Origin of the sequence: Acetobacter okinawensis JCM 25146, from assembly GCF_000613865.1 — a bacterium.
Taxonomy (GTDB): domain Bacteria; phylum Pseudomonadota; class Alphaproteobacteria; order Acetobacterales; family Acetobacteraceae; genus Acetobacter; species Acetobacter okinawensis.
Genome location: NZ_BAJU01000009.1, coordinates 1 through 24,783 on the forward strand (window position 1 = coordinate 1; position 24,783 = coordinate 24,783).

At 59.6% G+C, this 24,783-nt stretch carries 13 protein-coding genes and 10 pseudogenes; 13 read left to right on the plus strand and 10 right to left on the minus strand.

Translation table 11 applies throughout. The features are described from left to right. Nucleotides 1-651 (minus strand): stimulus-sensing domain-containing protein (locus tag JCM25146_RS05900; protein WP_025826578.1); only part of this gene is annotated, 651 nt, incomplete at its 3' end. A 9-nt stretch (nucleotides 652-660) separates the two neighbouring features. Further along, a complete protein-coding gene (locus JCM25146_RS05905) occupies nucleotides 661-1,377 on the minus strand; it encodes a response regulator transcription factor (protein ID WP_025826580.1) in 717 nt (238 codons plus the stop codon). A gap of 189 nt (nucleotides 1,378-1,566) precedes the next feature. Here JCM25146_RS05905 and JCM25146_RS05915 point away from each other — a divergent pair, with 189 nt between their 5' ends. The 9 genes and pseudogenes from JCM25146_RS05915 (at nucleotide 1,567) to JCM25146_RS05960 (ending at nucleotide 11,301) form a co-directional block, all read left to right on the plus strand. Continuing rightward, entirely contained in the window at nucleotides 1,567-2,148 is a 582-nt protein-coding gene (locus JCM25146_RS05915) for a nucleotide exchange factor GrpE (protein ID WP_025826582.1), read from the plus strand. A 192-nt stretch (nucleotides 2,149-2,340) separates the two neighbouring features. Further along, nucleotides 2,341-4,251: a molecular chaperone DnaK gene (gene dnaK, locus JCM25146_RS05925; protein WP_025826584.1), complete on the plus strand. Its 1,911-nt coding sequence runs from the start codon at nucleotides 2,341-2,343 to the stop codon at nucleotides 4,249-4,251. Between the two features lie 155 nt (nucleotides 4,252-4,406). After that, nucleotides 4,407-5,541 (plus strand): annotated as a pseudogene (gene dnaJ / locus JCM25146_RS17590) (molecular chaperone DnaJ). Between the two features lie 5 nt (nucleotides 5,542-5,546). Next, nucleotides 5,547-6,325 (plus strand): annotated as a pseudogene (dapB, locus tag JCM25146_RS17595) (4-hydroxy-tetrahydrodipicolinate reductase). Nucleotides 6,326-6,512: 187 nt separating this feature from the next. Then, nucleotides 6,513-7,699 (plus strand): annotated as a pseudogene (metK, locus tag JCM25146_RS17600) (methionine adenosyltransferase). 18 nt (nucleotides 7,700-7,717) lie between these two features. Further along, nucleotides 7,718-8,454 (plus strand): annotated as a pseudogene (trmB, locus tag JCM25146_RS05945) (tRNA (guanine(46)-N(7))-methyltransferase TrmB). 93 nt (nucleotides 8,455-8,547) lie between these two features. Then, a complete protein-coding gene (gene purH / locus JCM25146_RS05950; protein ID WP_025826587.1) occupies nucleotides 8,548-10,125 on the plus strand; it encodes a bifunctional phosphoribosylaminoimidazolecarboxamide formyltransferase/IMP cyclohydrolase in 1,578 nt (525 codons plus the stop codon). Between the two features lie 298 nt (nucleotides 10,126-10,423). Next, nucleotides 10,424-11,002: a hypothetical protein gene (locus JCM25146_RS17605; RefSeq protein ID WP_242400958.1), complete on the plus strand. Its 579-nt coding sequence runs from the start codon at nucleotides 10,424-10,426 to the stop codon at nucleotides 11,000-11,002. A gap of 92 nt (nucleotides 11,003-11,094) precedes the next feature. Next, the gene (locus tag JCM25146_RS05960) at nucleotides 11,095-11,301 is read left to right on the plus strand and encodes a DUF1328 domain-containing protein (protein ID WP_408734908.1); all 207 of its coding nucleotides are present in this window, start codon (nucleotides 11,095-11,097) and stop codon (nucleotides 11,299-11,301) included. Nucleotides 11,302-11,371: 70 nt separating this feature from the next. Here JCM25146_RS05960 and glyS read toward each other — a convergent pair whose 3' ends face one another. Together glyS and JCM25146_RS05970 are read right to left on the minus strand one after the other, a co-directional pair. Then, complete coding sequence (glyS, locus tag JCM25146_RS05965; protein ID WP_025826590.1) at nucleotides 11,372-13,450, minus strand: glycine--tRNA ligase subunit beta; 2,079 nt, start codon at nucleotides 13,448-13,450, stop codon at nucleotides 11,372-11,374. Between the two features lie 4 nt (nucleotides 13,451-13,454). Beyond that, the gene (locus JCM25146_RS05970; protein ID WP_025826591.1) at nucleotides 13,455-14,339 is read right to left on the minus strand and encodes a glycine--tRNA ligase subunit alpha; all 885 of its coding nucleotides are present in this window, start codon (nucleotides 14,337-14,339) and stop codon (nucleotides 13,455-13,457) included. Nucleotides 14,340-14,572: 233 nt separating this feature from the next. Here JCM25146_RS05970 and JCM25146_RS17610 point away from each other — a divergent pair. Then, nucleotides 14,573-15,330, plus strand: a pseudogene (locus JCM25146_RS17610) (DUF2076 domain-containing protein). 120 nt (nucleotides 15,331-15,450) lie between these two features. Here JCM25146_RS17610 and JCM25146_RS05980 read toward each other — a convergent pair. The 4 genes and pseudogenes from JCM25146_RS05980 to JCM25146_RS05995 form a co-directional block, all read right to left on the minus strand. Then, nucleotides 15,451-15,975 carry a helix-turn-helix domain-containing protein gene (locus tag JCM25146_RS05980; RefSeq protein WP_025826592.1) on the minus strand — a complete coding sequence of 175 codons (525 nt, stop codon included), beginning with the start codon at nucleotides 15,973-15,975 and terminating at the stop codon, nucleotides 15,451-15,453. 126 nt (nucleotides 15,976-16,101) lie between these two features. Continuing rightward, the gene (lnt, locus tag JCM25146_RS05985) at nucleotides 16,102-17,748 is read right to left on the minus strand and encodes an apolipoprotein N-acyltransferase (protein ID WP_242400959.1); all 1,647 of its coding nucleotides are present in this window, start codon (nucleotides 17,746-17,748) and stop codon (nucleotides 16,102-16,104) included. 92 nt (nucleotides 17,749-17,840) lie between these two features. Further along, a pseudogene (locus JCM25146_RS17615) lies at nucleotides 17,841-18,685 on the minus strand (GNAT family N-acetyltransferase). Next, entirely contained in the window at nucleotides 18,682-19,173 is a 492-nt protein-coding gene (locus JCM25146_RS05995) for a Fur family transcriptional regulator (protein ID WP_025826596.1), read from the minus strand. The pseudogene JCM25146_RS17615 and the gene JCM25146_RS05995 overlap by 4 nt, the downstream one beginning before the upstream one ends. 175 nt (nucleotides 19,174-19,348) lie before the next feature. Between JCM25146_RS05995 and JCM25146_RS21265 the strand changes: the two are divergent. Then, a pseudogene (locus tag JCM25146_RS21265) lies at nucleotides 19,349-19,606 on the plus strand (sulfurtransferase TusA family protein); the annotation flags it as partial. Between the two features lie 48 nt (nucleotides 19,607-19,654). Here the strand turns inward: JCM25146_RS21265 and rho are convergent. Then, nucleotides 19,655-20,953, minus strand: a complete 1,299-nt coding sequence (rho, locus tag JCM25146_RS06000; protein WP_025826598.1) for a transcription termination factor Rho — start codon at nucleotides 20,951-20,953, stop codon at nucleotides 19,655-19,657. Between the two features lie 251 nt (nucleotides 20,954-21,204). Next, nucleotides 21,205-22,351, minus strand: a pseudogene (locus JCM25146_RS24840) (magnesium transporter CorA family protein). 277 nt (nucleotides 22,352-22,628) lie between these two features. Here JCM25146_RS24840 and trpB point away from each other — a divergent pair. Together trpB and trpA are read left to right on the plus strand one after the other, a co-directional pair. Then, nucleotides 22,629-23,871: pseudogene (gene trpB, locus JCM25146_RS17635) on the plus strand (tryptophan synthase subunit beta). Then, nucleotides 23,868-24,700, plus strand: a pseudogene (gene trpA, locus JCM25146_RS17640) (tryptophan synthase subunit alpha). The pseudogenes trpB and trpA overlap by 4 nt, the downstream one beginning before the upstream one ends. The last annotated feature ends 83 nt before the right edge of the window (nucleotides 24,701-24,783 follow it).

Consider the following 24,783-nt stretch of genomic DNA (forward strand, 5'->3'; position numbering starts at 1 on the left):
CTGCGTGTGGGCCGGGCGGGCGGGGATATCTTCCTCATCGGTGTTGAGGGTTACAATACTGGGGTTATGGCCCGACCAGAGCCATGTGAGGAACCGCTCGTAAATGCCGGGCTGGAACGCGGGGGGGAAGGGAATGGTGTGGGAGTGGAAGTGATGTGGCTCCGGGGGGGTGTCCTGCGTGTCGGCCACGTCAATCAGATTATCGGCCACCAGTCGTCCGTCCGGGCCAAACAGGCGGGCATGGGCGTTGGGGCTGGGTTCGGTCAGGCGCTGGAGCAGGGGGCGGGCCAGACTGGCTTCCAGCTCGTAGCCACGGTCCTGTAGCTGCGTGGCATGGGGGTGGGCGGCACGTACCGCACTCTGCCCCAGTGCTCCGGCGTAAATGCGGGCCTGTTCACGCAGAGCCGTAACCTCTGTTGCCAGCAGGCTGTTGCGGAACTGGTTGAGGAACAGGACCGTCAGCCCTAGCAGGGCTAGTGGCAGAATATTGACCAGCAGCACGCGGCGCATAAGGGGAGAGATCAGCCGTGTGCGCGACGCCTGATAGGCGGCTGTGGCCTCCACCCCGCCATTGTGCGGGCGTTGTCCGGGTATGCGCAGGTTGCGGGCCCGCGCGAACAGATGCGCCAGCAGGGGGGGGCGGTCGGTCATGCCCTTGGGTCAGTCTTCCTTGTAGCGGTAGCCAATGCCGTACAGGGTTTCAATCTGGTTGAAGTCATCATCCACCTGACGGAATTTTTTGCGGACCCGCTTGATGTGGCTGTCAATGGTCCGGTCATCCACGTACACTGTGTCCCCGTAGGCGGCGTCAATCAGCTGGTCGCGGGATTTGACCAGACCGGGCCGCTGCGCAAGCGTTTTAACCAGCAGGAATTCGGTTACGGTCAGGGGGACATCCTCCCCTTTCCATGTGCATTTGTGGCGCAGTTCATCAAGGGAGAGGTTGCCCCGTGTGAGCGCTCCGCCACCGGCGGGCGCGCCACTGGCTTCCGCCCGGCTGACCTCGTTACGGCGCAGCAGGGCGCGGATGCGCTCCAGCAGCAGGCGCTGGGAGAACGGCTTGGTAATATAGTCATCCGCCCCGAGCCGCAGGCCCATGAGCTGGTCGACCTCCTCGTTCTTGGAGGACAGGAAGATGACAGGCAGGTTGGAGCGGGTGCGCAGGCGCTGCAAAAGTTCCATGCCGTCCATGCGGGGCATCTTAATGTCCAGTATGGCCAGATCGACCGGGTAGGCCGTCAGGCCCTGCAATGCCGACTCGCCATCCGTATAGGTACGGACGTTAAAACCCTCTGCTTCCAGGGTCATCTGAACCGATGTCAGAATATTGCGATCATCATCAACCAGCGCAATTGTCTGCTTGGTGCGCTCTGTCATCGTTTGTGTGTTCCTTCCCTTGCCATCCGCGCAAGCTGCCTAACTTAGGCGCCGCAGCCGATCCATGCCAAGGGGGGAAAGGCAAGAGACACGCTTTTTTCAGCCCAAGGGCTGTCATGGGCAAAATCCTGCCCTGCAGGGGGCCAACGGGTCTTGTCGGCGGGTGCGGTGTTGCCTACTTCTTTCTGCATGACCCAAGATACAGAACCCACACAGGTCGAGACCCCGGTAGAACCGGCTCCGGCCGAACAGGCTGCCCCCCAGCATGAGGGTGCAGCCGAGAGCACTGCCGATGCGCGTGTACAGGACCTTGAACGCACCGTAACGGAGTTCAAGGAAAAATGGCTGCGCGCGGAAGCGGAAAACCAGAACCTGATGGCCCGCGCCAAGCGCGATGTGGACGATGCCCGCCAGTATGCGGTGCAGAAGTTTGCGCGCGATGTGGTGGAGGCGGCAGAAAATCTGCGTCGCGCACTCGACAGCCTGCCCGCCCCGACAGAGGGTGAGGATACGGTTGTTACCAAAATGCGCGAGGGGATTGAGAGCACCGAGCGCTCCTTCCTGTCCATTCTGGAACGGCATGGCATCAAGAGCGACAACCCTGCGGGCAAAGCGTTTGACGCCAACCTGCATCAGGCCATGGCTGAGCAGCCGAGTGCGGAGCATGCGCCCGGTACGGTCATGCAGGCATGGACGCCCACATGGACGTTGCATGGCCGCCTGCTCAAGCCCGCCATGGTGGTTGTAGCCAAGGGTGCCGGCGCACAGTAACGCTGCGGGGCGGGAAGGATAAAAACCTTTCCGCCGTGTGGTTTTTCCTTCTTGAAAAAGGGAAAACCACACCATACATCTGGCTTGTCATTGTGGTTGCGCCCCGGTTTTGTCCGGGCACACCCGGTTACGATAAAAAAGGGCTTTATCTGATGCTTCGGGTCGGATGAAGTCGCTACAAGGAGCACGAAATTGAGCAAAGTCATTGGTATCGACCTCGGCACCACCAACTCCTGCGTGGCCGTGCGCGAAGGTAACGAAACAAAAGTCATCGAAAACAGCGAAGGCGCACGCACAACGCCGTCCATGGTCGCTTTCACCGAAGGGGGTGAAATGCTGGTCGGGCAGGCCGCAAAGCGTCAGGCTGTTACCAACCCTACCAACACTCTTTATGCCGTAAAGCGCCTGATCGGCCGCCGTTTTGATGATGCAACCGTCCAGAAGGACAAGGGCATGGTGCCCTACAGCATTGTCAAAGGCGACAATGGCGATGCATGGGTCGAGGCACGCGGCACAAACTACGCCCCCTCCCAGATTTCCGCCTTCATTCTGGGCAAGATGAAGGAAACTGCGGAATCCTACCTTGGTGAAAAAGTCACGCAGGCCGTTATTACGGTTCCCGCGTACTTTAACGATGCCCAGCGTCAGGCAACCAAGGATGCAGGCCGCATTGCCGGTCTGGAAGTGCTGCGTATCATCAACGAACCCACCGCAGCGGCTCTGGCTTACGGGCTGGAAAAAAAGAGCGGCGGCACCGTGGCCGTGTATGACCTTGGTGGTGGTACGTTCGACGTATCCGTGCTGGAAATTTCTGACGGCGTGATCGAAGTAAAATCTACCAACGGGGACACCTTCCTCGGTGGGGAAGACTTTGATAACCGGATCATCGCGTTTCTGGCTGACGAGTTCAAGCGCGAGCAGGGCATTGACCTGCGCTCCGACAAGCTGGCTCTGCAGCGCCTGAAGGAAGCCGCAGAAAAAGCCAAGATCGAGCTGTCCTCCTCCAAGGAAACCGAAATCAACCTGCCGTTCATCACGGCGGATGCCTCCGGTCCCAAGCACCTTGTGGTCAAGCTGAGCCGCGCCAAGCTGGAAAGCCTTGTGGATGACCTGATCAGCCGCACGCTTGAACCCTGCAAAGCCGCGCTGAAGGATGCCGGTCTGTCCGCTTCGGGGATTGATGAAGTCATTCTGGTCGGCGGTATGACCCGCATGCCCAAGGTGATTGAAACGGTTAAGGAATTCTTTGGCAAAGACCCTGCCCGCAACGTGAACCCGGATGAAGTGGTTGCTATTGGTGCCGCCATTCAGGGGGCTGTGCTCAAGGGTGATGTCAAGGACGTTCTGCTGCTTGACGTAACCCCCCTGTCTTTGGGGATTGAAACCCTCGGTGGCGTGTTCACCCGCCTGATTGACCGTAACACCACCATTCCGACCAAGAAGAGCCAGGTGTTCTCCACGGCGGAAGACAATCAGGGCGCTGTGACCATTAAGGTCTATCAGGGCGAGCGCGAAATGGCGGCGGACAACAAGCTGCTTGGCAACTTCGACCTGACCGGCATTCCCGCAGCACCGCGTGGCGTACCCCAGATTGAAGTGACCTTTGATATTGACGCAAACGGCATTGTGTCCGTTTCCGCCAAGGATAAGGCGACTGGCAAGGAACAGCAGATCAAGATCCAGGCATCTGGTGGTCTGTCGGACAATGACATCGAAAAGATGGTCAAGGACGCTGAAGCCAACGCAGCAGCCGATAAGGCCAAGCGTGAGCAGGTGGAAGCCCGCAATAGCGCTGAATCCCTTGTGCATCAGGTCGAAAAGTCTCTGGCTGACGTGGGTGACAAGGTGCCTGCGGCTGACAAGTCCGAAGCCGAAAGCGCCATTGCCGCCGTTAAGTCCGCTCTGGAAGGTACAGATGTGGACGCGCTCAAGAGCGCAACCGAACGTCTGACGCAGGCCGCCATGAAGGTGGGTGAAGCCGCCTACAAGGCTGGTCAGGAAGCTGAAGGTGCAGAAGCCGGTGCCGCTGCTGGTGCCAAGGCTGATGAAAAAGACATCGTTGACGCCGACTTTGAAGACGTGAACGAAAACAAGAAGTCCTGATCGGACGTATGCAGCCTATGGGGCCATGTGACATGCATGGCCTCAATGCATTTTCTATGCGGCGTCCGTGCTTTTTATAAGGCGGACGCCTTTTTACGTTTTACATTCTGGACAGATGCTGTGCTCATGCAAGAGGCAGCCCCAAGAGGACTTTCATGGCTACTAAGCTTGATTACTACGAAATTCTTGAGGTAACCCGCACGGCCTCTGGCGAGGAAATTAAAAAAGCCTATCGCAAGCTGGCCATGAAGTTCCATCCCGACCGTAATCCGGGGGATGATGCGGCGGAGGCCAAGTTCAAGGAAATCAATCAGGCTTACGATGTGCTCAAGGACGAGCAGAAGCGCGCCGCCTACGACCGCTTTGGCCATGCTGCGTTTGAAGGGGGTGGCCCGGGGCCGGGCGGGTTTGACTTTAACGGGTTTGGTGGCGGCGGTCTGGGCGATATTTTCGAACAGATGTTTGGAGACATGATGGGCCGCCGTGGAGGACAGGCCCGGAGTGGGAACGACATTCAGACCCATGTCGAAATTACGCTCGAAGAAGCGTTTGCAGGCGTTGAAAAAGATGTGCGGGTCATCACCCGTGTAGCGTGTGATACCTGCCACGGCACAGGCTCCAACAGCGGTGCCGCAGGGGTGGAAACCTGCCCAAGCTGCCATGGTGCAGGCAAGGTGCGCGCGCAGCAGGGCTTTTTTGTGGTGGAACGGGCTTGCCCGACCTGCCATGGCGCTGGCCGGGTGGTCAAGGACCCCTGCAAGGCCTGCCGTGGGGAAGGGACCGTGGAGCAGGAACGGACCATTAAGGTGCAGATCCCCGCAGGTGGAGGATGGCACACGCATCCGCCTGACTGGCGAGGGCGAGGCCGGTGGCAATGGCGTGCCAGCGGGCGACCTGTATGTGCATGTCTCTGTTTCTGAGCACTCCATTTTCCAGCGTGATGGGGCCAATGTGTATTGCCGCGTACCCCTGCGCATGGCGCAGGCTGCTCTGGGCACGGAAATAGAAGTGCCTGTGATTGATGGCGGGCGCACCAGTGTTAAAATTCCGGCCGGAACACAGACCGGCGCGCATTTCCGCCTGCGGGGCAAGGGGTTCTCGGTCCTGCGTTCGAGTGCGCGGGGGGATATGTATATTCAGGTCACAGTGGAAACGCCGCAGGTGCTGACCAAGCGCCAGCGCGAACTGCTGGAAGAATTTGAGAAAGAAGCGGGGGAGGATGTCAAGCACAGCCCCGAACACACGGGGTTCTTCCGTCGTGTGCGTGATTTCTTTGAGGGATCGGAATAAGACAGATGCGTATTGGCATTGCAGGGATTACAGGCCGCGTAGGACAACTGCTGATTGAAGAGGTGCGGGCGGCAGGTGCAACTGTTGCAGGGGGCACCACGCGCGCGCCAGAACAGGCCACAGGCTGGCAGCCGAGGTTCCATTATTTACCAGCATGTCTGCTCTGGCGGAAAAATGCGACGTGGTGATTGACTTCACCCATGCAGATACAGTCGTTTCCAGCGCCAGAGCTCTGGTCGGTACCGGCGTTGCGTGGGTGCTGGGCACCACAGGCCTGTCGGCGGAGCAGCTGGGGGCGTTGCAGGAGGCATCCGGTCATATGACTGTGGTGCACGCGGCCAATTTTTCGCCCGGTGTTACGCTGGTGCAGCGTCTTGCCAGGATGATGGGGCAGGCTCTCCCCGCAGAAACCTATGATGCAGAAATTGTGGAGATGCACCACAGGCAGAAGGTGGATGCCCCATCCGGCACGGCGCTGGCTATTGGTCAGGCGGTAGCTCTTGGCCGCGGCGTGGCGCTGGAAGACGTGCGTGAAAGTGGGCGTGATGGCCTGACCGGCCCCCGCCAGACGGGCGCCATTGGCTTTGCCGCCCTGCGTGGTGGGCAGATTGTGGGCGAACATGACGTTCTTTTCACATCTGCGGATGAGCAGATTACCCTGTCGCACCGTTCGTTCAACCGCCGCATCTACGCAACAGGTGCGGTGCGGGCGGCATTGTGGACAAAAGGGCGGGAAGCCGGCCTTTACAACATGGAAGATGTGCTGGGTCTGCCGCCGCTGTAAGCATGTGCCTGTCTGTTCAGCGCATGCCCCGCGTTTGGCGCAGGGCTGAAAACAGGGGCTTGTTTTTTGTGGCGGGGCCGTATGGCTCTTGACCATTACAGTCTATAACGCCATACGGTCCCGTCCCCTTTTTTGGGGATGGTTACCTGTTTCCTTTTTTCACTGGCGTGGGGCGAACGGCACCATCATGCGTAAAGACGGCGATTTTCTGTTTACTTCGGAATCTGTTTCTGAAGGTCATCCCGATAAAGTTGCTGACCGGATCAGCGATACCGTTCTGGACGCGTATCTGGCGGCGGATCCTGAAGCCCGCGTGGCGTGTGAAACGCTGGTAACGACCAACCGTATCGTTATGGCTGGTGAGGTGCGCGGGCCTGAATCCGTTACATCCGAACAGCTGATCCACCTGGCGCGTGAAGCGGTCAAGGACATCGGCTACGATCAGGAGGGTTTCTCCTGGCGTCATGCCGAGGCCTCCAACTACCTGCATGCTCAGTCCGCTGACATTGCCGTAGGTGTGGACAGCACATCGGACAAGGACGAAGGTGCAGGCGATCAGGGCATCATGTTCGGTTATGCCTCTAACGAGACAGACACCCTCATGCCTGCGCCGCTGTATTATGCGCACCGCATCCTGCACACCATCCGCGACCTGCGCCGCGCTGGCGATGCGCGCGTTGCTGGCCTCCAGCCCGACGCCAAAAGCCAGGTAACCCTGCGCTACGTCAACGGTCGCCCGGTGGGCGCGACCTCGGTCGTAATTTCCACACAGCATGATGAAGGTGCGGACCAGAACGCCCTGCGCGAGCGTCTGCTGGACGTGACCCGTGGTGTGCTGCCCGAAGCTGGATGCCGCCGGAAAACGAATTTTACGCCAACCCGACCGGCGTATTCGTGATTGGTGGTCCCGATGGCGACTGCGGCCTGACAGGGCGTAAAATCATTGTGGACACCTACGGTGGTGCTGCTCCGCATGGTGGTGGCGCATTCTCCGGCAAGGACCCGACCAAGGTTGACCGCTCCGCAGCATATGCCTGCCGCTACCTTGCCAAGAACGTTGTGGCGGCCGGTCTGGCTGACCGCTGCACCATCCAGCTGTCCTACGCTATTGGCGTGTCCCATCCGCTGTCCGTTTACGTGGACCTGGATGAGAGCGGCAAGGATGTGGACGAAGCCCGTCTGGGCGAAGTCCTGCGTGAGGTCATGGACCTGACGCCGCGCGGCATTCGCAAGCACCTGCGTCTGAACCGTCCGATCTATGCGACCACGTCCGCATATGGTCACTTCGGTCGTACGCCGGACGACAAGCTGGATACCTTTACGTGGGAACGCACCGATCTGGTGGATTCCCTGCGCAGCGCACTGAAGCGTTGATATAAAGGTAGCGTGCTCATGACGGAGGCAAAAGGTCAGGCTATTACTGGCCAGCCCGAAGCAGTGGATGTAAAGCCCCCGCCGGAAAGGTGTATGGCCGCCAGCGTGGGCATCCGCTCCGCCCCCGTCAGGAACGCCTGCTGGACGAAACGCTGCCACGCCTGCGGTTTCCGCTGGATAAGGCAGCAGACCCAGCCTCTGTTTTTGGCCATGCGCCACAGCAGATCTGGTTCGAGGTCGGTTTTGGTGGGGGCGAGCATGTGCTGGCCCAGACCAAAGCCCACCCCGAGGTCGGCTATATAGCCTCCGAAGTTTTTCATAACGGCCTGTGCTCGCTGCTCAACAAGCTTGTGCCAGTGGAGCAGGAAGCAACCGCTCCACTGCCGGATATGCTCCGCTTGTGGGATGATGATGCGCGGCTGGTGTTGCGGGCATTGCCGGATGCCAGTCTGGACCGCCTGTTCCTGATGTTCCCGGACCCATGGCCCAAGGCCCGCCATGCAAAGCGCCGTTTTGTGCACCCGCAGAATGTGGAACTCTGTGCGCGTGTGCTCAAACCCGGCGCCATCTGGCGTGTGGCCAGCGATGACCCGACCTATCAGGCATGGGTGGAGGAAGTCATGTCCGCCCAGCCATATTTTGAAGCACCACCACCCGCCACGACCCGGCCGGATGGATGGTTCCCTACCCGGTATGAGGCCAAGGCCATAGCCGCTGGCCGCCAGCCGCTTTACTGGACGTTTACCCGCCGTTAGGCGGTGTCCACTTCTTTGTCCCGGTTGGTTGCCTGCGTGCGGCATGTTGGCTAATCAGCCGCATTACGTTTTTGCCGTGCGAAAGGTCCACCCATGAGCCAGACGACGCTTCCTATCCGTCGTGCCCTTATTTCCGTCTCCGATAAAGCAGGTCTGCTGGACCTGGCCCGTGCCCTTGTGGCGCAGGGGGCGGAAATCCTGTCCACGGGCGGTTCCGCCAAAGCCCTGCGTGATGCAGGGGTGCCTGTGACGGAAGTATCGGATTACACGGGCTTTCCTGAAATTCTGGATGGGCGCGTTAAAACTCTGGTGCCCAAAATTCATGGGGGCATTCTTGGTCGTCGTGACCTGCCAGCCCACGTGGCGCAGATGCACGAGCACGGCATTGGCCCGATCGATCTGGTGGCAGTGAACCTGTATCCGTTTGAAAAAACGGTTGCCTCTGGTGCGGATGCAGAAACCTGCATTGAAAATATTGATATTGGCGGCCCGGCCCTGATCCGTGCTGCGGCCAAGAACCACGCGCACGTGGTGGTGCTGACCGACCCCGCCCAGTATGAAGGGCTGATTGACGCATTGGGCAATGGCGGCACCACGCTGGACACGCGCCGCTTTTACGCCGGAGCAGCCTATGCCCGTACGGCTGCGTATGACGCTGCCATTGCCGCATGGTTTGCAGCACAGGCGCAGGATGCGTTCCCCGAGCGTTTTGCCCTTGCTGGCCAGCGGGCTGAAATCCTGCGGTATGGCGAAAACCCCCACCAGCAGGCTGCTTTCTACCGCGATGGCAGCACGCGTCCCGGCGTTGCAACGGCGGTGCAGGTGCAGGGCAAAGCACTGTCTTATAACAACATCAACGACACGGATGCAGCGTTTGAGGCTGTGGCCGAGTTTGACGAACCCGCAGTGGTCATTGTCAAACATGCCAACCCTTGCGGGGTTGCCGTTTCCAGCGCGTTGACCACGGCCTGGGATCAGGCCCTGCGGTGTGACCCGGTTTCTGCCTTTGGTGGCATTGTTGCGCTTAACCGCCCGCTTGATGCTGCTACGGCGGAAAAAATTTCCACCATCTTTACCGAAGTCATTGTCGCCCCGGATGCGGCAGAAGATGCCAAAGCCCTGCTGGCGCGCAAAAAAAACCTGCGTCTGCTCCTTACGGGTGGCCTGCCTGACCCGACGGCGGCTGGTACGGTCGTGCGTTCAGTTGCCGGGGGCTTTTTGGCCCAGACGCGTGATAACGGGCGTATTGCCCCCGAAGCGCTCAAGGTTGTGACCAAGCGCAAACCGACCGAGCAGGAAATGCAGGACCTGATCTTTGCATTCCGGGTGGCCAAGCACGTCAAATCCAACGCCATTGTATATGCCAAGGACCGCACAACGGTTGGTATTGGGGCAGGCCAGATGAGCCGCGTGGATTCTGCACGGATTGCCGCAAGCAAAAGCGGGGAGGCGGCGAAGGCTGCTGGCCAGTCTGCACCTCTGACGCAGGGCTCGGTGGCAGCGTCTGATGCGTTCTTCCCCTTTGCTGATGGGCTGGAAACCATTGTGGCTGCCGGTGCAACGGCCGTCATCCAGCCCGGTGGTTCCATCCGTGATGATGAGGTGATTGCCGCAGCCGATGCCGCGGGTATTGCCATGGTGTTTACTGGTATGCGTCATTTCCGCCACTGACGCGCTTTTCCCGCTCTTGCGGGAATGGCTTTTCGTGGCAGATTATGCAGACGAGTCTCACGCATTGCCGCGCCTTGCCCGTTTTGGGGCAGGGTGCGCCTGTCCTTAGTGGTTGTTTCATGCGCTCTTTGCTTAGTTTGTCTGCTTTGATTCTGGCATCTTCCGTTGCGGTTGCAGCCCCTGCCATAAGGGGGAGCAGGCTCATGGCGCGCCTTTTGCCTCCAGACAGACCACAACGGAAAAACAGGCGACCGGGGTTTATGACCTGTCTGTCCTGCCCGTGTTTACGGGGAATGTGGTGCAGTTCCTGCCCGCACCACACGGGGGCATTGTGGGTTTTGTGCTGGATGATGGCACACAGGTTTTTGTCTCTGCCGCGCAGGCCCACACATTTGCGGGCTTGGTCAAGGTGGGGGACAAGGTTGATATTCGCGGGCTCAAAGGGCAGGTTCTGCCGATCATGCGGGCATTCAGCGTGACCAGCCCGCGCGGGCGCACCGTGCAGGACAGCTTTATTGAGATGCCCCTGCACTCACCGGAAATGATCGCAGGGCCAGACCTTGTTCTCCATGGTGAGGTCTGGATGCCCCTGTATGATGTAGGGGGCAATCTGAGCGGTGCGGTGCTCAAGGACCATTCGGTGATTTATCTGTCCCCGCGTGAGGCTGCGCGTGTGGCCAGCCTGCTCAAGCCGGGGCAGACGCTCTATGCCGTGGGTGGTGGGAGCAGTGGTGAGCTTGGCATTGCCATTGATGCGCGAGAAATTGGCCCTGCGGTAGACAAGCTGGTCAACATTACGGTGGGGAATGTGCCGCCTCCCGGCCCCGCACCGGGGACACCGGGGTATGATATTATTCCCGGAGCGGACGAACACTAAATTACCGGCACACAAAGTATCATGCCAAAATGGCGACCACAGAACCGTGGTCGCCATTTTGCGTTAAACACCTATGAGATCATTAAACACGCATGCAAATGCGTGGCGTGTGGGAGGCTGGCATGGCGTTGATACGGTGGATTATTGTTTTTCTTATTTTTGCCCTGCTGGCGTCCCTGTTCGGGTTTAGCGGCGCGGCTTCCGGTTTTTCGGAAATTGCCAAGGTGCTGCTGTTTGTTTTTGTTGTGCTGCTCATTATCAGCCTGTTTTTTGGCGGGCGCTCACGTTCGGGGCCATAATGCACAAAGGGGTCGCACATTCCAGATGTGCGACCCCTCCTGTTTAAGCCCGGATATTTTGCCCCCCACTTTACCAGATAGGTTGGTAGGGGCTTTCAATCTGGCTGAAATCTGCGATCATGCGCATCATGCGCACAAGGCGTGACAGCAGTTTCAGCCGGTTCTGGCGAAGTGCAGCTTCTGGTGCGTTGACAGTCACGTCTTCAAAAAAGCGGTCAAGGGGCTGGCGTAGGCTGGCGGCAGCGCGCATGGCGTTCGCAAAGTGCTCGGCAGCAAAAGCCTGTTCTACCGCAGGTTCGACCGTTTGGAGTGTTGCGTAGAGTGCGCGCTCCTCTTCCTGCGCGAACAGGGCAGGATCCGGCGTCCCTTCGTGCGGGCCGTCCTTTTTGTCTTCAATCCGCAGGATGTTGGCAGCCCGCCGGGTGGCGGCCAGCAGGTTTTTGCCATCCTCCGTTTCCAGCATGGTCTGCAATGCCTGAGCACGGGCGAGCAGACGCACAATGTCCGTGTCGTCATTATCCACCGAGATAGCGGCGAGGCAGTCATGCCGTGCCCCTTCGGCACGGACCTGTACACGCAGGCGCTCGGCAATGAACTGGGGCAGCAGGGCCAGATCGGGGGCATCACGCAAGGGTTCTGGCAGGGCTTGTGCCGCCAGCACGAACAGTTGCACCAGGTCCAGCCGCAGCCCGTTCTCGCGGATCAGGCGGATGATGCCAAGGGCAGCGCGGCGCAGGCCAAAGGGGTCGCCCGAGCCGGATGGTTTTTCGCCAGCAGCAAAAAAGGCTGTCAGCATATCAAACCTGTCGGCCAGCCCGACCACGACGGAAACGGGGGCTACCGGCACCTCATCCCCCGGTCCGCGTGGGGTGTAGTGCTCGCTAATGGCCTGCGCCACATCGGCATGTTCACCGTCATGGCGGGCGTAGTAGCCGCCCATGACCCCCTGCAGTTCAGGGAATTCGCCAACCATGCCGGTTGTCAGGTCGGTTTTGCTCAACTCGGCGGCGCGCTCGCACAGGTCTTTGGGGGTGCTAACCATATCGGCCAGAATACCGGCAAGGCGCACCATGCGGCGCGTGCGTGCGCCCTGTGAGCCAAGTTTGGCATGGAAGGTAATGCTGTCCAGCCCGGCTACGCGTGAGGCAAGGCTCTGTTTGCGGTCAAGGTTCCAGAAGTGCCGTGCATCGGCAAAGCGGGCACGCAGCACACGCTCGTTGCCGCTGACAACCAGAGACCCATCATCGGTAGGAATGATGTTGGCAACAAAGGCAAAGCGCGGCGCTGCCGAACCATCACTGTTGCGCAGGGCAAAATAGCGCTGGTTCACACGCATGGACACCTGCATGACCTCGGGTGGCAGGTCCATGAAGATGGGGTCGATCCGTCCGAGGAAGGGTACGGGCCATTCGACCAGCCCTGCGACCTCATCCACCAGCCCGGCATCGGCGACAATGCTCAGCCCTTCGGCCTGTGCAAGGGTGTTCAGGCCCGTTGTAATGGCCTCGCGCCGCTCGGCGGCATGGACCATCACATGGCGTTCGTGCAGACCCTGCTGCCATTGCGCGGCACTGCTGACGTCCATGGTGCCGGGGTTGAGGAAGCGGTGTCCCTCGGTCTGGTTGGACGCACTCAACCCATGCCCGTTGTCCTCTGCCGTGGCTATGGAGAACGGGACAATCTGGCCATCAAGCAGGCAGACAATCCGGCGCAGGGGGCGCACCCATGTCATGCTGCTGCCAGCACCCCAGCGCATGGACTTGGGCCAGGGGAAGCGGCGCAGCAGATCGGGCATGATGGTGGCAATATGCGCTGAGGCCCCAAGGGGGGCTTCCTCACGTTCCAGCACCCAGAAGCCGTTTTGCAGGGTCAGCGCATCCTTGCTCACACCATGCTTGCGGGTAAAGCCTTCCAGCGCTTTGTCGGGCGCACCCTCACGCGGGCCACGTTCGGAAATGGTGCGGCCCGGCACCATGGCGTCCAGACTGAGGGAGGCTGCAATGCGGCGTGGGCCGGTGTAGCTTCTGGCATCCGTCGGGTTGAGGGGGGCCAGTGCATCGCTCAGCAGGCGGAGCAGGCTTTCGCCAGCCTGCTGTTGCATGCGGGCTGGAATTTCCTCGGAAAAAAGTTCGATCAGCAATTCGGGCATGGTTTTATTGGTCCTCGCCTGCCAGCCAGGTTTCGCAACACAGTTTGGCCAGTGTGCGCACCCGGCCAATATAGGCGGCGCGTTCGCTTACGCTGATGACGCCGCGCGCATCAAGCAGGTTGAACAGATGGCTGGCTTTAAGGCACTGGTCATAGGCGGGCTGGGCCACGCCTGCTTCTGCCAGAGCCACACTTTCCTTTTCAGCATCGCTAAAGTGCTGGAAGAGCAGTTCCGTGTTGGCCAGTTCAAAATTATGGCGCGAATAATCCTGCTCGGCGCGCAGGAATACATCGCCGTAGGTCAGGCCCGCGCCGTTGTAGTCGAGGTCATACACATTTTCGACCCCCTGCACGTACATGGCCAGACGCTCCAGCCCGTATGTCAACTCCGTGGAGGGCAGGGTTACGGGAATGCCGCCTACCTGCTGGAAGTAGGTAAACTGCGTGACCTCCATGCCATCGCACCAGACCTCCCAGCCCAGACCCCATGCGCCAATGGTCGGGTTTTCCCAGTCATCTTCCACAAAACGGATGTCGTGCTTGTCAGGGTCAATGCCTATGGCGCGGTAGCTGTCCAGCAGGAGCTTCTGGCTCTCCTCCGGTGTGGGTTTGAGCAGAACCTGATACTGGTAGTAGTGCTGCAGGCGGTTCGGGTTTTCCCCGTACCGGCCATCGGACGGGCGGCGGCAGGGCTGCACGTAGGCGGCCTTCCACGGCTTGCTCCCCAAGGCACGCAGGGTGGTGTGGGGGGAGAGTGTGCCGGCACCTATTTCCTGATCATAGGGCTGGAGAATGGCGCACCCCTGTTTTGACCAGAACTGGTGCAGGGTCAGGATCAGATCCTGGAAGGAGAGGGGCCGCTCTGTGGGGCGGGGAGACGCCGGGTCCATGGTATGGATGAAACTCCGCAATATGACGGTCAGGTTGGATGTGCGCATGGCACGGTTGGCCACACCATACAGCCCCGCGCGCCAGACCGGAAGAGAAGGCAGGCTTTATGGCAGGGTTTCCTTCTTGGCGTACTCTCTTGTAACAGGCTTGTGGGCGCGCCACATCTTGGCCAGAGTGTTCTGGCACAAAGCTCTGGTGCTGCAATTGGCCCGTCAGGGCGGGAAGGTATGGAATGACAAACGAAGAACGCGACCTTATTGAAAAATTCATGGCCCGTGTTGGCGGTGCTGCCCAAGGTGGCTTTGGCAGCGTGCCGGGGAGCCAGCCCAACCTGCCCGCAATTGACCAGCAGGCAGACCAGTTTATTGCGCAGGAATTCCAGAAGTACCCCGAAGCCCGCTACCGCGTGACCCAGATGGCCGTGGTGCAGGAAGCCGCACTGGTGCAGGCACAGAATCGGATTCAGCAACTTCAGTTCCAGCTCCAGCAGGCACAGCAGGCTCTTCAGGCAGCACAGCAGCAGAGTAATGCAGGGCAGCAGAAGTCGGGCGGTTTTTTGGTGGTCTGTTTGGTGGCGGGCAGTCGGCCCAGCCGCAGTCTGCACCGCCTCCGGGCTGGGGTGGTCGGCCTGCCATGCCGCCGCAGTACCAGCCGCAGCCCATGCCCTACGGCATGCAGCCTTCCGCGTTTTCGGGCGGGTCGGGTTTTCTGGGCAGCGCGCTGACCACAGCCACGGGTGTGGCGGGCGGCATGCTTGCGGCCAATGCTCTGACCAGCCTGTTTAGCGGTCACCACGATGCTGGCGGTATGGGTGAAGGCGCTATGGGCGGGACAACCACCAATGAAACTATTGTCAATAATTATGGTGACACCGGAGCCGACCCGTTTGCCGGAGGTGGCGTGCAGGCCGATCAGGGCTTTGACGCAGGCGGTGACTGGGGTGGCGGAGACGGTGGTGACTGGGGCGGTGGCGACGACCAGAGCTTCTGATACGTAGCGTCTGCTTACGCTACTGCTATGTGAGTAAGGGGTAATGCGCAGGCATTACCCCTTTTTTATGGGCGGGCCTTTGCCCTGTTCATGCTGGTAAGCTGAGAACAGGCCCGGATTTTATCGTGTTGCGCTGGGGCGGGCCATGGACTGGATCAGTGCCAGCATTTTCTGCCGTAGGTCACGGTCGGGTATCTGGTAGTAGGCCCGCACCAGATCCAGTGTTTCCTTTCTGGCCAGCATATCCTGCTCATCTGTCATGGCCTTTAGGGACGGATTACTCGGCAGAGCCGGTGGCGTGGTGGCACAGGGAGTAGATGTGCCAAAAGGCTTGCGTGTTTCGGCAAAGCCGTGATTGAGGGCGTTTGGCTTGGCGGAGGAGAGCATGTCGTCAAAAAAGAAGCTGATCGGCACGTCCAGCGCTGTGGCAATGTCATACAATCGGGAGGCCCCGACCCGGTTGGTACCGCGTTCATATTTTTGAATTTGCTGGAAGGTGACGCCCAGTGCCTCCCCCAGTTTTTCCTGCGAGAGCCCAAGCAGTGTCCTGCGCAGCCGAATGCGCTTGCCAACGTGGGCATCTATCGTTTCCGCATGTGTGGAAATCGTGGCGGCTGGATCCGTTAGAGGCTCGGTATTGCTCACGACTGTTTTTTTTCCCGCGGCTGTAAAGGCTGGAACAGGAGGACGGATACCATGTAATCTTAACGTTTCATAAAGGAAAAATTGTAATGCTTCATATAAATTCCTGCCTTGTTAAAGCGGCGTTGCTTAGGGGCGTCTGGGGTAGGGTATGCATGTCAGCCCCAGCAGCATAAGGCAAAGTGCCAGCGGAATGGACTGGCCCAATCTTCCAAACAAGGTTGGCGGAAGTGGGGCAGGCAGTGCCACGCTCAGAACACCTTGTTTGCCCCATCCCAGATGGTCAAGCATGTGGCCCAGACCATCATAAGCGACGGAAATACCCGTATTGGCAGCGCGGGCAATGGGCAGCCCCTCCTCCACCGCGCGTAGGCGCACGGAGGAAAGATGCTGCCGTGGCCCGGCACTGTTACCAAACCATGCGTCGTTGGTCACATTGGCCAACCAGCGCGGGCGGTCATGGGCATTCACAACATCGCCTGAAAAAATAACCTCGTAGCAGATAAGAGGACCAACGGCCGGCACGTCGGCCAGATGCCATGTTTGTGGTCCCGGACCTGCGGCCATGCCACCTTGTGGTACAATCTGCAGGGGAATGAACGGGGGCTGATACTCACCAAACGGCACAAGCCGGGCCTTGTCATACACGGCTTCAATAGCGCCATCGGGAGCCAGAGCAACTACGGAGTTGCGGTAGTGTCCGCTATCATCCATGCGCAGTGCGCCAATAATGCCAGCATCGGCCCCGATGGCCCACTCCATAATAGCCTGCCGTGCACGCGGGCTGTTCTGAATCAGCTCATAACCGGGGAAAGAGGTTTCAGGCCAAAGAAAAACAATGGGCCGAAAGTGCTCTCCCGGTTTGCGTTGTGTGGTCTGTAATGCTTGTGCTGCCTGAACCCCCTGAGCAGTCAGGCCGAGGTAGCGCATAAAAATATCGCGCGGGGATTGCCGGCCAATTTTTTCGGTCTCGGGGACATTCCCCTGTACAATAACGGTAATGGGGCCGGGTTCGCCTGCGGGGTGTACGGTGTACAGCCGCAGACCTGCTGCTATGCCCCACGTCAGAAGGCCAGCCCCCGAGCACATAAGAACCCGCCTACGCAGGTGGGACAGGCAAGGAGGAGGCGGCACATGCCCGGGGTTTAGCGTGTGGCTTATCCAGCGGGCGAGGGGTGTCTGTTCCAGTATGGTGGTGCCGCACAGCAGAGAAAGAGTGACAAGGCCCAGAGTCAGCCCGTCCTCTCCCACCCATGCGGCAGGCTGGATCAGTAGCTGCCCTATAGGGCCGGGAATAGCCAGGCAACTCCCAAGCGCATTCCATGTAAACCCGCTGAAAATAAAAGTGCGTCCCATGTCAAACAATGTCCACAGAGCCGCAAAGGCGCTCAGGCGGCGTATGCCAGCGGGCAGCAGGGTGGAGAGTGCCGCAGGGGCGGCAACAGTGGGTGCCAGAATAAGCGCGCAACCAAGGGAGGGAAACGGGACAAACCACCAGAACTCATCCGCACGGATCAGCACGGCATAGACCAGCCAGTAAAGACCGGCGGCATAAAAGCCAAACCCGAATAGTGCTCCTGCCCAGGCGGCGCGCTTCCAGTTTTGGGTAGTGTTGAGGATATAGCCCAGCAGGCCAAAGCTCAGGAGCAGAATGGGCAGGCCATGCAAAGGTGGCAGGGCCAATGTTGCAAGCCCACCAAGACCCAGCAGGATGGCAATAAAGCAAAGAGTCTCCCGTTTTGGGCAAAAGCGGGAAAACACGATTTTACGGGGCATGGGAGCGCTCATGGTGCAGGCAGGTCGCCTGCCCGTGGATGAAGTCCGTTTGAGTCAAGGGGCTACCCCCACGGGCGCGTGCTATGCGCGGCTTAGTCTAGTGCGTCGCGCAGGCGGCGTTCATAGTGGCGATAGTATTTGTCCGCCAGAAGTTCACTTTTAACCAGAATGGCAACGTCTGTAGTGTTGAACTGCGGGTCAATGACCGCGCCATCCCCCACATATCCCCCAAGGCGCAGATACCCTTTGATAAGGGGCGGTAGGCCAACAAGGCAGCGGCGCACGTTAAGTGTATGCGGGTCTGTGCGCAGCATTTCCACCCGCCGGTTTTCCAGTGCGCGGACACGCAGGCCGGGGGGGCGAGATGGTTATGGTAGAGGTAGGTTAGCTCATCTGCGATCTGGTCGGGGTCCGTGCAGGGCAGGCTGGCGCAACCAAACAGCAGGTCAATGCGGTGGAGAAAAATGTAGGATGCAATGCCCCGCCACAAAAGCTGCATGGCCGCGCGGCCACGGTAGTTTTTGTCCACGCAGGAGCGCCCGACTTCTAGCAGTCTGCCGGGGAATTCCTTGAGCGGGGTAATGTCGTATTCATTGGAGGAGTAGAAGCGCCCGATCTTCTGCGCGGCATCACCCTGCACAAGACGATAGGTGCCAATGACCCCGCGTGCGTCTGATGCAATGGCGTTGTCTATGACCAGAAGGTGGTCTGCAACGCTGTCAAACTCATCAATATCGCGCTTCAGGCGCAGGGTTTCCGCACTGGGGTGTGCCCCCATTTCCTCATAAAAAACGCGGTAACGCAGGGCTTGAGCCGCGTCACGTTCGTCATCTGTTTCGGCAATGCGGACGCTCAGGCTGCCACCATGCAGTTCCGGGAAGCGTGAGCGGTCCAGATCAAGCGCCGAAAGCCCGCCTGTGGTTTGTGTGGAACTCATGTCTGGTCTTTCTTGCGGCGGGGACGGGGAGTTGTCTTGCCTGATGGAGCCGCTGCTGCCTGACGTTTTTTGCCAAACAGCTCCAGCCGCATGGAGACAAACTCGAATCCAAGCCGCTCCGCCACCTTCATCATGAAGGCCTCGTGTTCGGGGTCTTCAAACTCGATCACTTTACCGTTATCAACATCAATCAGGTGATAATGGTGCCGACCATGTTCCGTTGCTTCATACCGAGCACGTCCGCCGCCAAAATCGCGGCGTTCCAGAATGCCTTTTTCCTCCAGCAGCCGTACCGTGCGGTACACGGTAGCGACCGAAATGCGGGAATCCAGCACCAGCGCACGGCGGTACAGTTCTTCCACATCCGGGTGGTCGTCTGCCTCGGAAAGAACACGTGCGATAACCCGCCGTTGTCCGGTCATTTTCAGGCCGTGTTCGATACACAGCTGCTCAATCCGCGATTCTGCCGCTTGTACCTTCAAGGTCACAAACCCTGTCTAATGTTATCATCTCTGCGTTCGTCTTTCAGGTAGCCGAAGTCAGAGGTGTTTGTCCAATTTTACACCACCATACAGTTTTTTTATGCTGTGTAGGCCTGTCTGTATGATGGTCGCCTGTGGTTTTTTCCCTCGGAAGGAGGAAGGTTGGCATGAATGATGCCTGATGCCAGAGCAGCAGAACGGTAATTGCGCTGCGGCTCTGGATATTACTGCGGAAAAATGCCCCATGACGTTTGTACGCACACGTCTGGCGCTGGATGTGCTGGCCCCCGGTGGCCTGCTGGCAGTGCGCCTTATGGGGGAGGAGCCACACCGCAATGTCAGCCGCTCAGCCAAAGCTCTGGGCCATAGCATTGTCGCGGACACTCCACAGCCGGATGGTAGCGTGGTGCTGACGATCCGCAAAAAGAGGCCAGCCCCACGCCCGCCTGACAAGTCAGGGCATTCAAGGGGCTGGCCCTGCAGTCGACTAGTTGTTCATGGCTTCGAAGAAGTCATTGTTCGTTTTGCTGTACTTGAGCTTGTCGAGCAGGAAGTCCATGGCATCCATGGTGCCCATGGGTGCCAGAATCCGGCGCAGCACCCACATTTTGGATAGGGTGGCGCGGTCAACCAGCAGCTCTTCCTTACGGGTGCCGCTCTTGGTGATGTCAATGGCAGGGAAGGTGCGTTTGTCGGCCAGCTTGCGGTCCAGCACCAGTTCCGAGTTGCCCGTGCCTTTGAATTCTTCAAAGATCACTTCGTCCATGCGGCTGCCGGTATCAATCAGGGCGGTGGCGATAATGGTCAGGGAGCCACCTTCCTCAATGTTACGGGCGGCACCAAAAAAGCGCTTGGGCCGCTGCAGGGCGTTGGCATCCACACCACCTGTCAGCACCTTGCCCGATGAGGGCACGACCGTGTTGTAGGCGCGGGCCAGACGGGTAATGGAGTCGAGCAGGATCACCACATCGCGCTTGTGTTCAACCAGACGCTTGGCTTTTTCGAGCACCATTTCGGTCACCTGCACGTGGCGGTGTGCGGGTTCGTCAAAGGTGGAGGCAATGACCTCGCCCCGTACGGAGCGGGCCATGTCGGTCACTTCCTCGGGGCGTTCGTCAATCAGCAGCACGATCAGGAACACTTCGGGGTGGTTGGCCGAAATGGAGGAGGCAATGCTCTGGAGCATGACCGTCTTGCCCGAACGCGGGGGGGCTACGATCAGGGCGCGCTGGCCCATACCGATGGGGGAGACAAGGTCGATCACCCGGGGGGTGAAGTCCTTTTGTGACCCTTTTTTGTTTTTGTCGCCCTTGGGTTCGGGGGCGGTGGCCTGACTTTCCACTTCCATCTGGAGGCGGCGCTCGGGGTAGAGCGGGGTCAGGTTGTCAAAGTTGATCCGGTGGCGCACCGCATCGGGGGACTCAAAGTTGATCGTGTTGATCTTGAGCATGGAGAAGTAGCGTTCTCCATCCCGTGGGGCGCGAATCTGGCCTTCAACCGTATCCCCGGTGCGCAGGCCAAAGCGGCGGACCTGTGTGGGGGAGATGTAAATATCATCCGGGCCGGGAAGGTAGTTGGATTCGGGCGCACGCAGGTATCCAAACCCGTCATGCATGATCTCAAGCGTGCCTTCGCCATAAATGGCCTGATCGTTGTCCGCCAGTGTTTTGAGGATGGCGAACATCATGTCCTGCTTGCGCAGGGAGGACGCGTTTTCGATATTCAGGTCTTCAGCGCAGGCCAGAAGGTCGGCTGGAGACTTGGCCTTGAGTTCCGCAAGATGCATCTAACAAATGCCCTGACTGGCAAGAAAAAGTTCAAAAGGGGAAGGTCCGGGTCGTTCCATGCACGGCAGAGCCGGTCGGGTAGACCGGTAACACGCATGCCTGAGGAGGCATGTCCGGGCCAGAAGGAACCTGACGGGAGGGGAAACCGCTGGGCAGGTGAAGTCAGCCAGCGTCTTAGGGAGGGATAATACCTGCGCTGCTATGGATCGTCAACACAGGATATGGGGTCTGCGTGGGTAGCAGCCAGAGGCTATTTGATGCCACCCAGCCAGCCTTTTTTCCAGAACCATAGCAACGGCAGGATGATGGTCGTAGCCATGAGCCCGAGCGAGTACCAGTAGCCAAAAGACCAGTTAAGCTCGGGCATGTACTTGAAGTTCATACCATAAATACCTGCGATCAGCGTTGGTGCGACCCCAATGAAGCTGACCACGGTCAATACTTTCATCACCCCGTTCTGCTCGATGTTGATGAACCCCAGCGTTGCATCAAGCAGGAACTCCACCTTGTCCTGCGACTGGGAGACATAGGCGTCGAGCGAGGACAGGTCATGGCTGACGGAGGTTATGCGTGCGCGCAATGTGCCGGACAGGGCATAGGCTGCGGTGACCTTGCCCTCCTCATCCGGAGTAGGAGTGGTGAGCGGTGTTGGGGGGGATGAACGCGGCGTGCACAGGGCAAACCCCGTAACCGGGAGAGTGGAAGAGGTTTTCCGGCTTTCGCCTAAAAACAGGGCAATACGCTCCATGCCCAGCAGAGTATCGCGCATGCGCGAGCACAGGTTGCCGGCTTCGCCCACGCGCTGGAGCAGGTTGCGCTGCCACACGGCCACGTTGCGGATGGGGGTCTGCTGCGTGCGGGCGCGGAAAATATCGTGCGAGAGTGTGTCCAGCAGATTGCCCATGCTTTCCAGAATATCAGCCAGCCGGTCCACAATGGCTTCGATCAGGGCCACCAGTATTTCTCCTGCGTGGAGCAGGGTTTCATGCTGGGGGGGGATTTCGCTGGGTTGGGTGGCAGGCCCTGCCGTTCCGGTGTGGTGTGCGGGGGCGGCATGGTGGAGGCCACGCAGTCCGCCACAAGCTGGGCGACAGTCTCGAACGCAGATAGAACTGGAACCGGATGGTAAAAAGCCGCTGCTCGGTCAGGATAAAACCGACCGGCATGGTTTGAAAATCCTCCCCGCTCTTGCGCAGCAGCGGGGAGGACAGGAACGCAGCACCATTGCGCACGCTAATGCGTGAAGAACTCTCGATCGCACTCAGGTCATCAAGTGTGGGAATGGGCTGGCCGCACAGCTTTGCCGCCAGCGCCAGTTCGTCCGGAGTGGGGTTGAGAAGATCCAGCCAGATAGCGTTTTTGGCATCGTCTTCCGTTTCAACGGCGCGAGCAGGCATACCGGGCCTGTGGGCCAGAAACATACGATTCTCCCAGTTTTTGCCTTGCAGGCGGAGCGTGTGCGTGCCGGTGGCGGCCGGGTTGGCGACCTGCCTCCAAGCATACGTGTCCCTTCAAGTATGACGCCTTTGTCTGGTTTGTGGCAAGATGACCGCACGGGACCGTGCAATGCGGCCGCGCATCTGGTAAGCCATTTTGCCAGTTGAAAATGATAAGAACATATGGCCCCCGACAGGGCGCGCCATGGGGCTATTGTAAGGAGCGGCAGGACAGAGAATGGCGAACCCGATCGAACACGGCGCCGCAGCGGCACAGAGCAATTCCTTCAGGCAGCAGCCTGATGAACACGGGCATTTTGGTGGCCGTTATGGCGGCCGCTTTGTGGCCGAAACGCTTATGCCGCTCATTCTGGAACTGAACGCGGCATACGAGGCCGCAAAGGCCGACCCCGCTTTTCACAAGGAGCTGGCGTATTACCAGACCGATTATATCGGTCGCCCCAGCCGCTGTGGTTTGCCCGCCGCATGACAGAGGAGTTGGGGGGTGCCAAAATCTACCTCAAACGTGAAGAGCTGAACCATACCGGTTCGCACAAGCTCAACAACGTCATGGGGCAGATTCTGCTGGCGCGCCGCATGGGGCGCACCCGCATTGTGGCCGAGACCGGGGCAGGCCAGCATGGTGTGGCCACCGCTACCGTATGCGCCTGTTTGGCATGAAATGCGTGATCTACATGGGTGCTACCGATGTGGAGCGGCAAAAGCCCAACGTGTTCCGTATGCGCCTGCTGGGGGCCGAAGTTGTGCCCGTAACCGCCGGGGCCGGTACGCTCAAGGACGCCATGAACGAGGCCATGCGGGACTGGGTGGCCAATGTGGCGGACACCTATATGCTGATCGGCACCGTAGCTGGCCCACATCCGTACCCCGCCATGGTGCGTGACTTCCAGAGCGTGATCGGGGAGGAAACAAAAGCCCAGATGCGCGCGGCCGAAGGCCGCCTGCCGGATGTGGTGGTGGCGGCCATTGGTGGTGGCTCCAACGCCATGGGTATTTTTTACCCGTTCCTGGATGACGTGAGCGTCCGCCTGATTGGGGTGGAAGCCGCAGGCCATGGGCTGGATAGCGGCAAAACCGCAGCGTCCATCGAGCGTGGTCGTCCCGGTGTGCTGCATGGCAACCGTACCTATCTTTTGCAGAACGCGGATGGGCAGATCGATGAGGCGCACTCCATCAGCGCCGGGCTGGATTACCCCGGTGTTGGGCCGGAACATTCATGGCTGAATGATATTGGCCGTGCCGAATACGTGGGTGCGACCGATACGGAGGCGCTGGATGCCTTCCAGCTCTGCACAAGGCTGGAGGGGATTATTCCTGCCCTCGAATCGGCGCATGCCGTGGCCTATGCCGCCAAACTTGCCCCCACCCTGTCCAAGGACACGTTGCTGGTGATCAACCTGTCCGGTCGTGGGGACAAGGACATCTTTACTGTTGCCGAGCATCTGGGAGTTACGCTGTGAGCCGTATTGCCGCCCGTTTTAAAGCCCTTGCTGCCGAAGGTCGTGGCGCGCTCATTCCGTATCTGGAGGCGTATGACCCCGACCGTGCCACATCGCTTGAGTTACTCCGGGCCATGCCCGCAGCTGGTGCGGACCTGATCGAGGTTGGCATGCCTTTTTCCGACCCGTCAGCCGATGGTCCGGTTATTCAGGCCGCAGCCCTGCGCGGGCTCAAGGCCGGGGCCACGCTGGTTGGCGTGCTGGATATGGTGGCGGAATTCCGTAAGGAGGATGATGCGACCCCGGTTATTCTGATGGGCTACGTCAACCCCGTGGAATCTTACGGTTACGAACGATTCTGCAAGGATGCCGCCGCCGCCGGGGTGGACGGGCTTATTCTGGTTGACCTGCCGCCAGAGGAAGGTGCTGTCATTGCCGCTCCCGCGCAGGCTGCGGGGCTGGATATTATCCGTCTGGTCGCACCGACTACACCTGATGCCCGCCTGAGCTATGTGCTCGCGCATGCCTCGGGCTTTGTTTATTATGTCAGCATCGTAGGGATTACGGGTACCCGTTCGGCAAGTGCGCATGACCTTGCCGGTGCCATTCCCCGCATCCGTGCGGCGACTGATCTGCCATTGCCATTGGTTTTGGTGTGCGCACGCCAGAGCAGGCTGCTCAGGCCTCCAGCATAGCCGATGGCGCTGTTGTGGCCTCCGCCCTGCTGGCAACGCTCGCGCAAACGCTGGATGAGCAGGGGCGGGCCACGGCCCAGACCCTGCCGCGTGTGCTTGAGCAGATCCGTGGTCTGGCTCAGGCCGTGCGTGCGGCAGGCCAGAAGGCACCATGATCGGTAATTGCCACCATTGATGACCGATAACCCCCGCATTGTTGTTGTAGCGGCGGCCCCGCAGGCTTGCCGCCGCCGAGTAT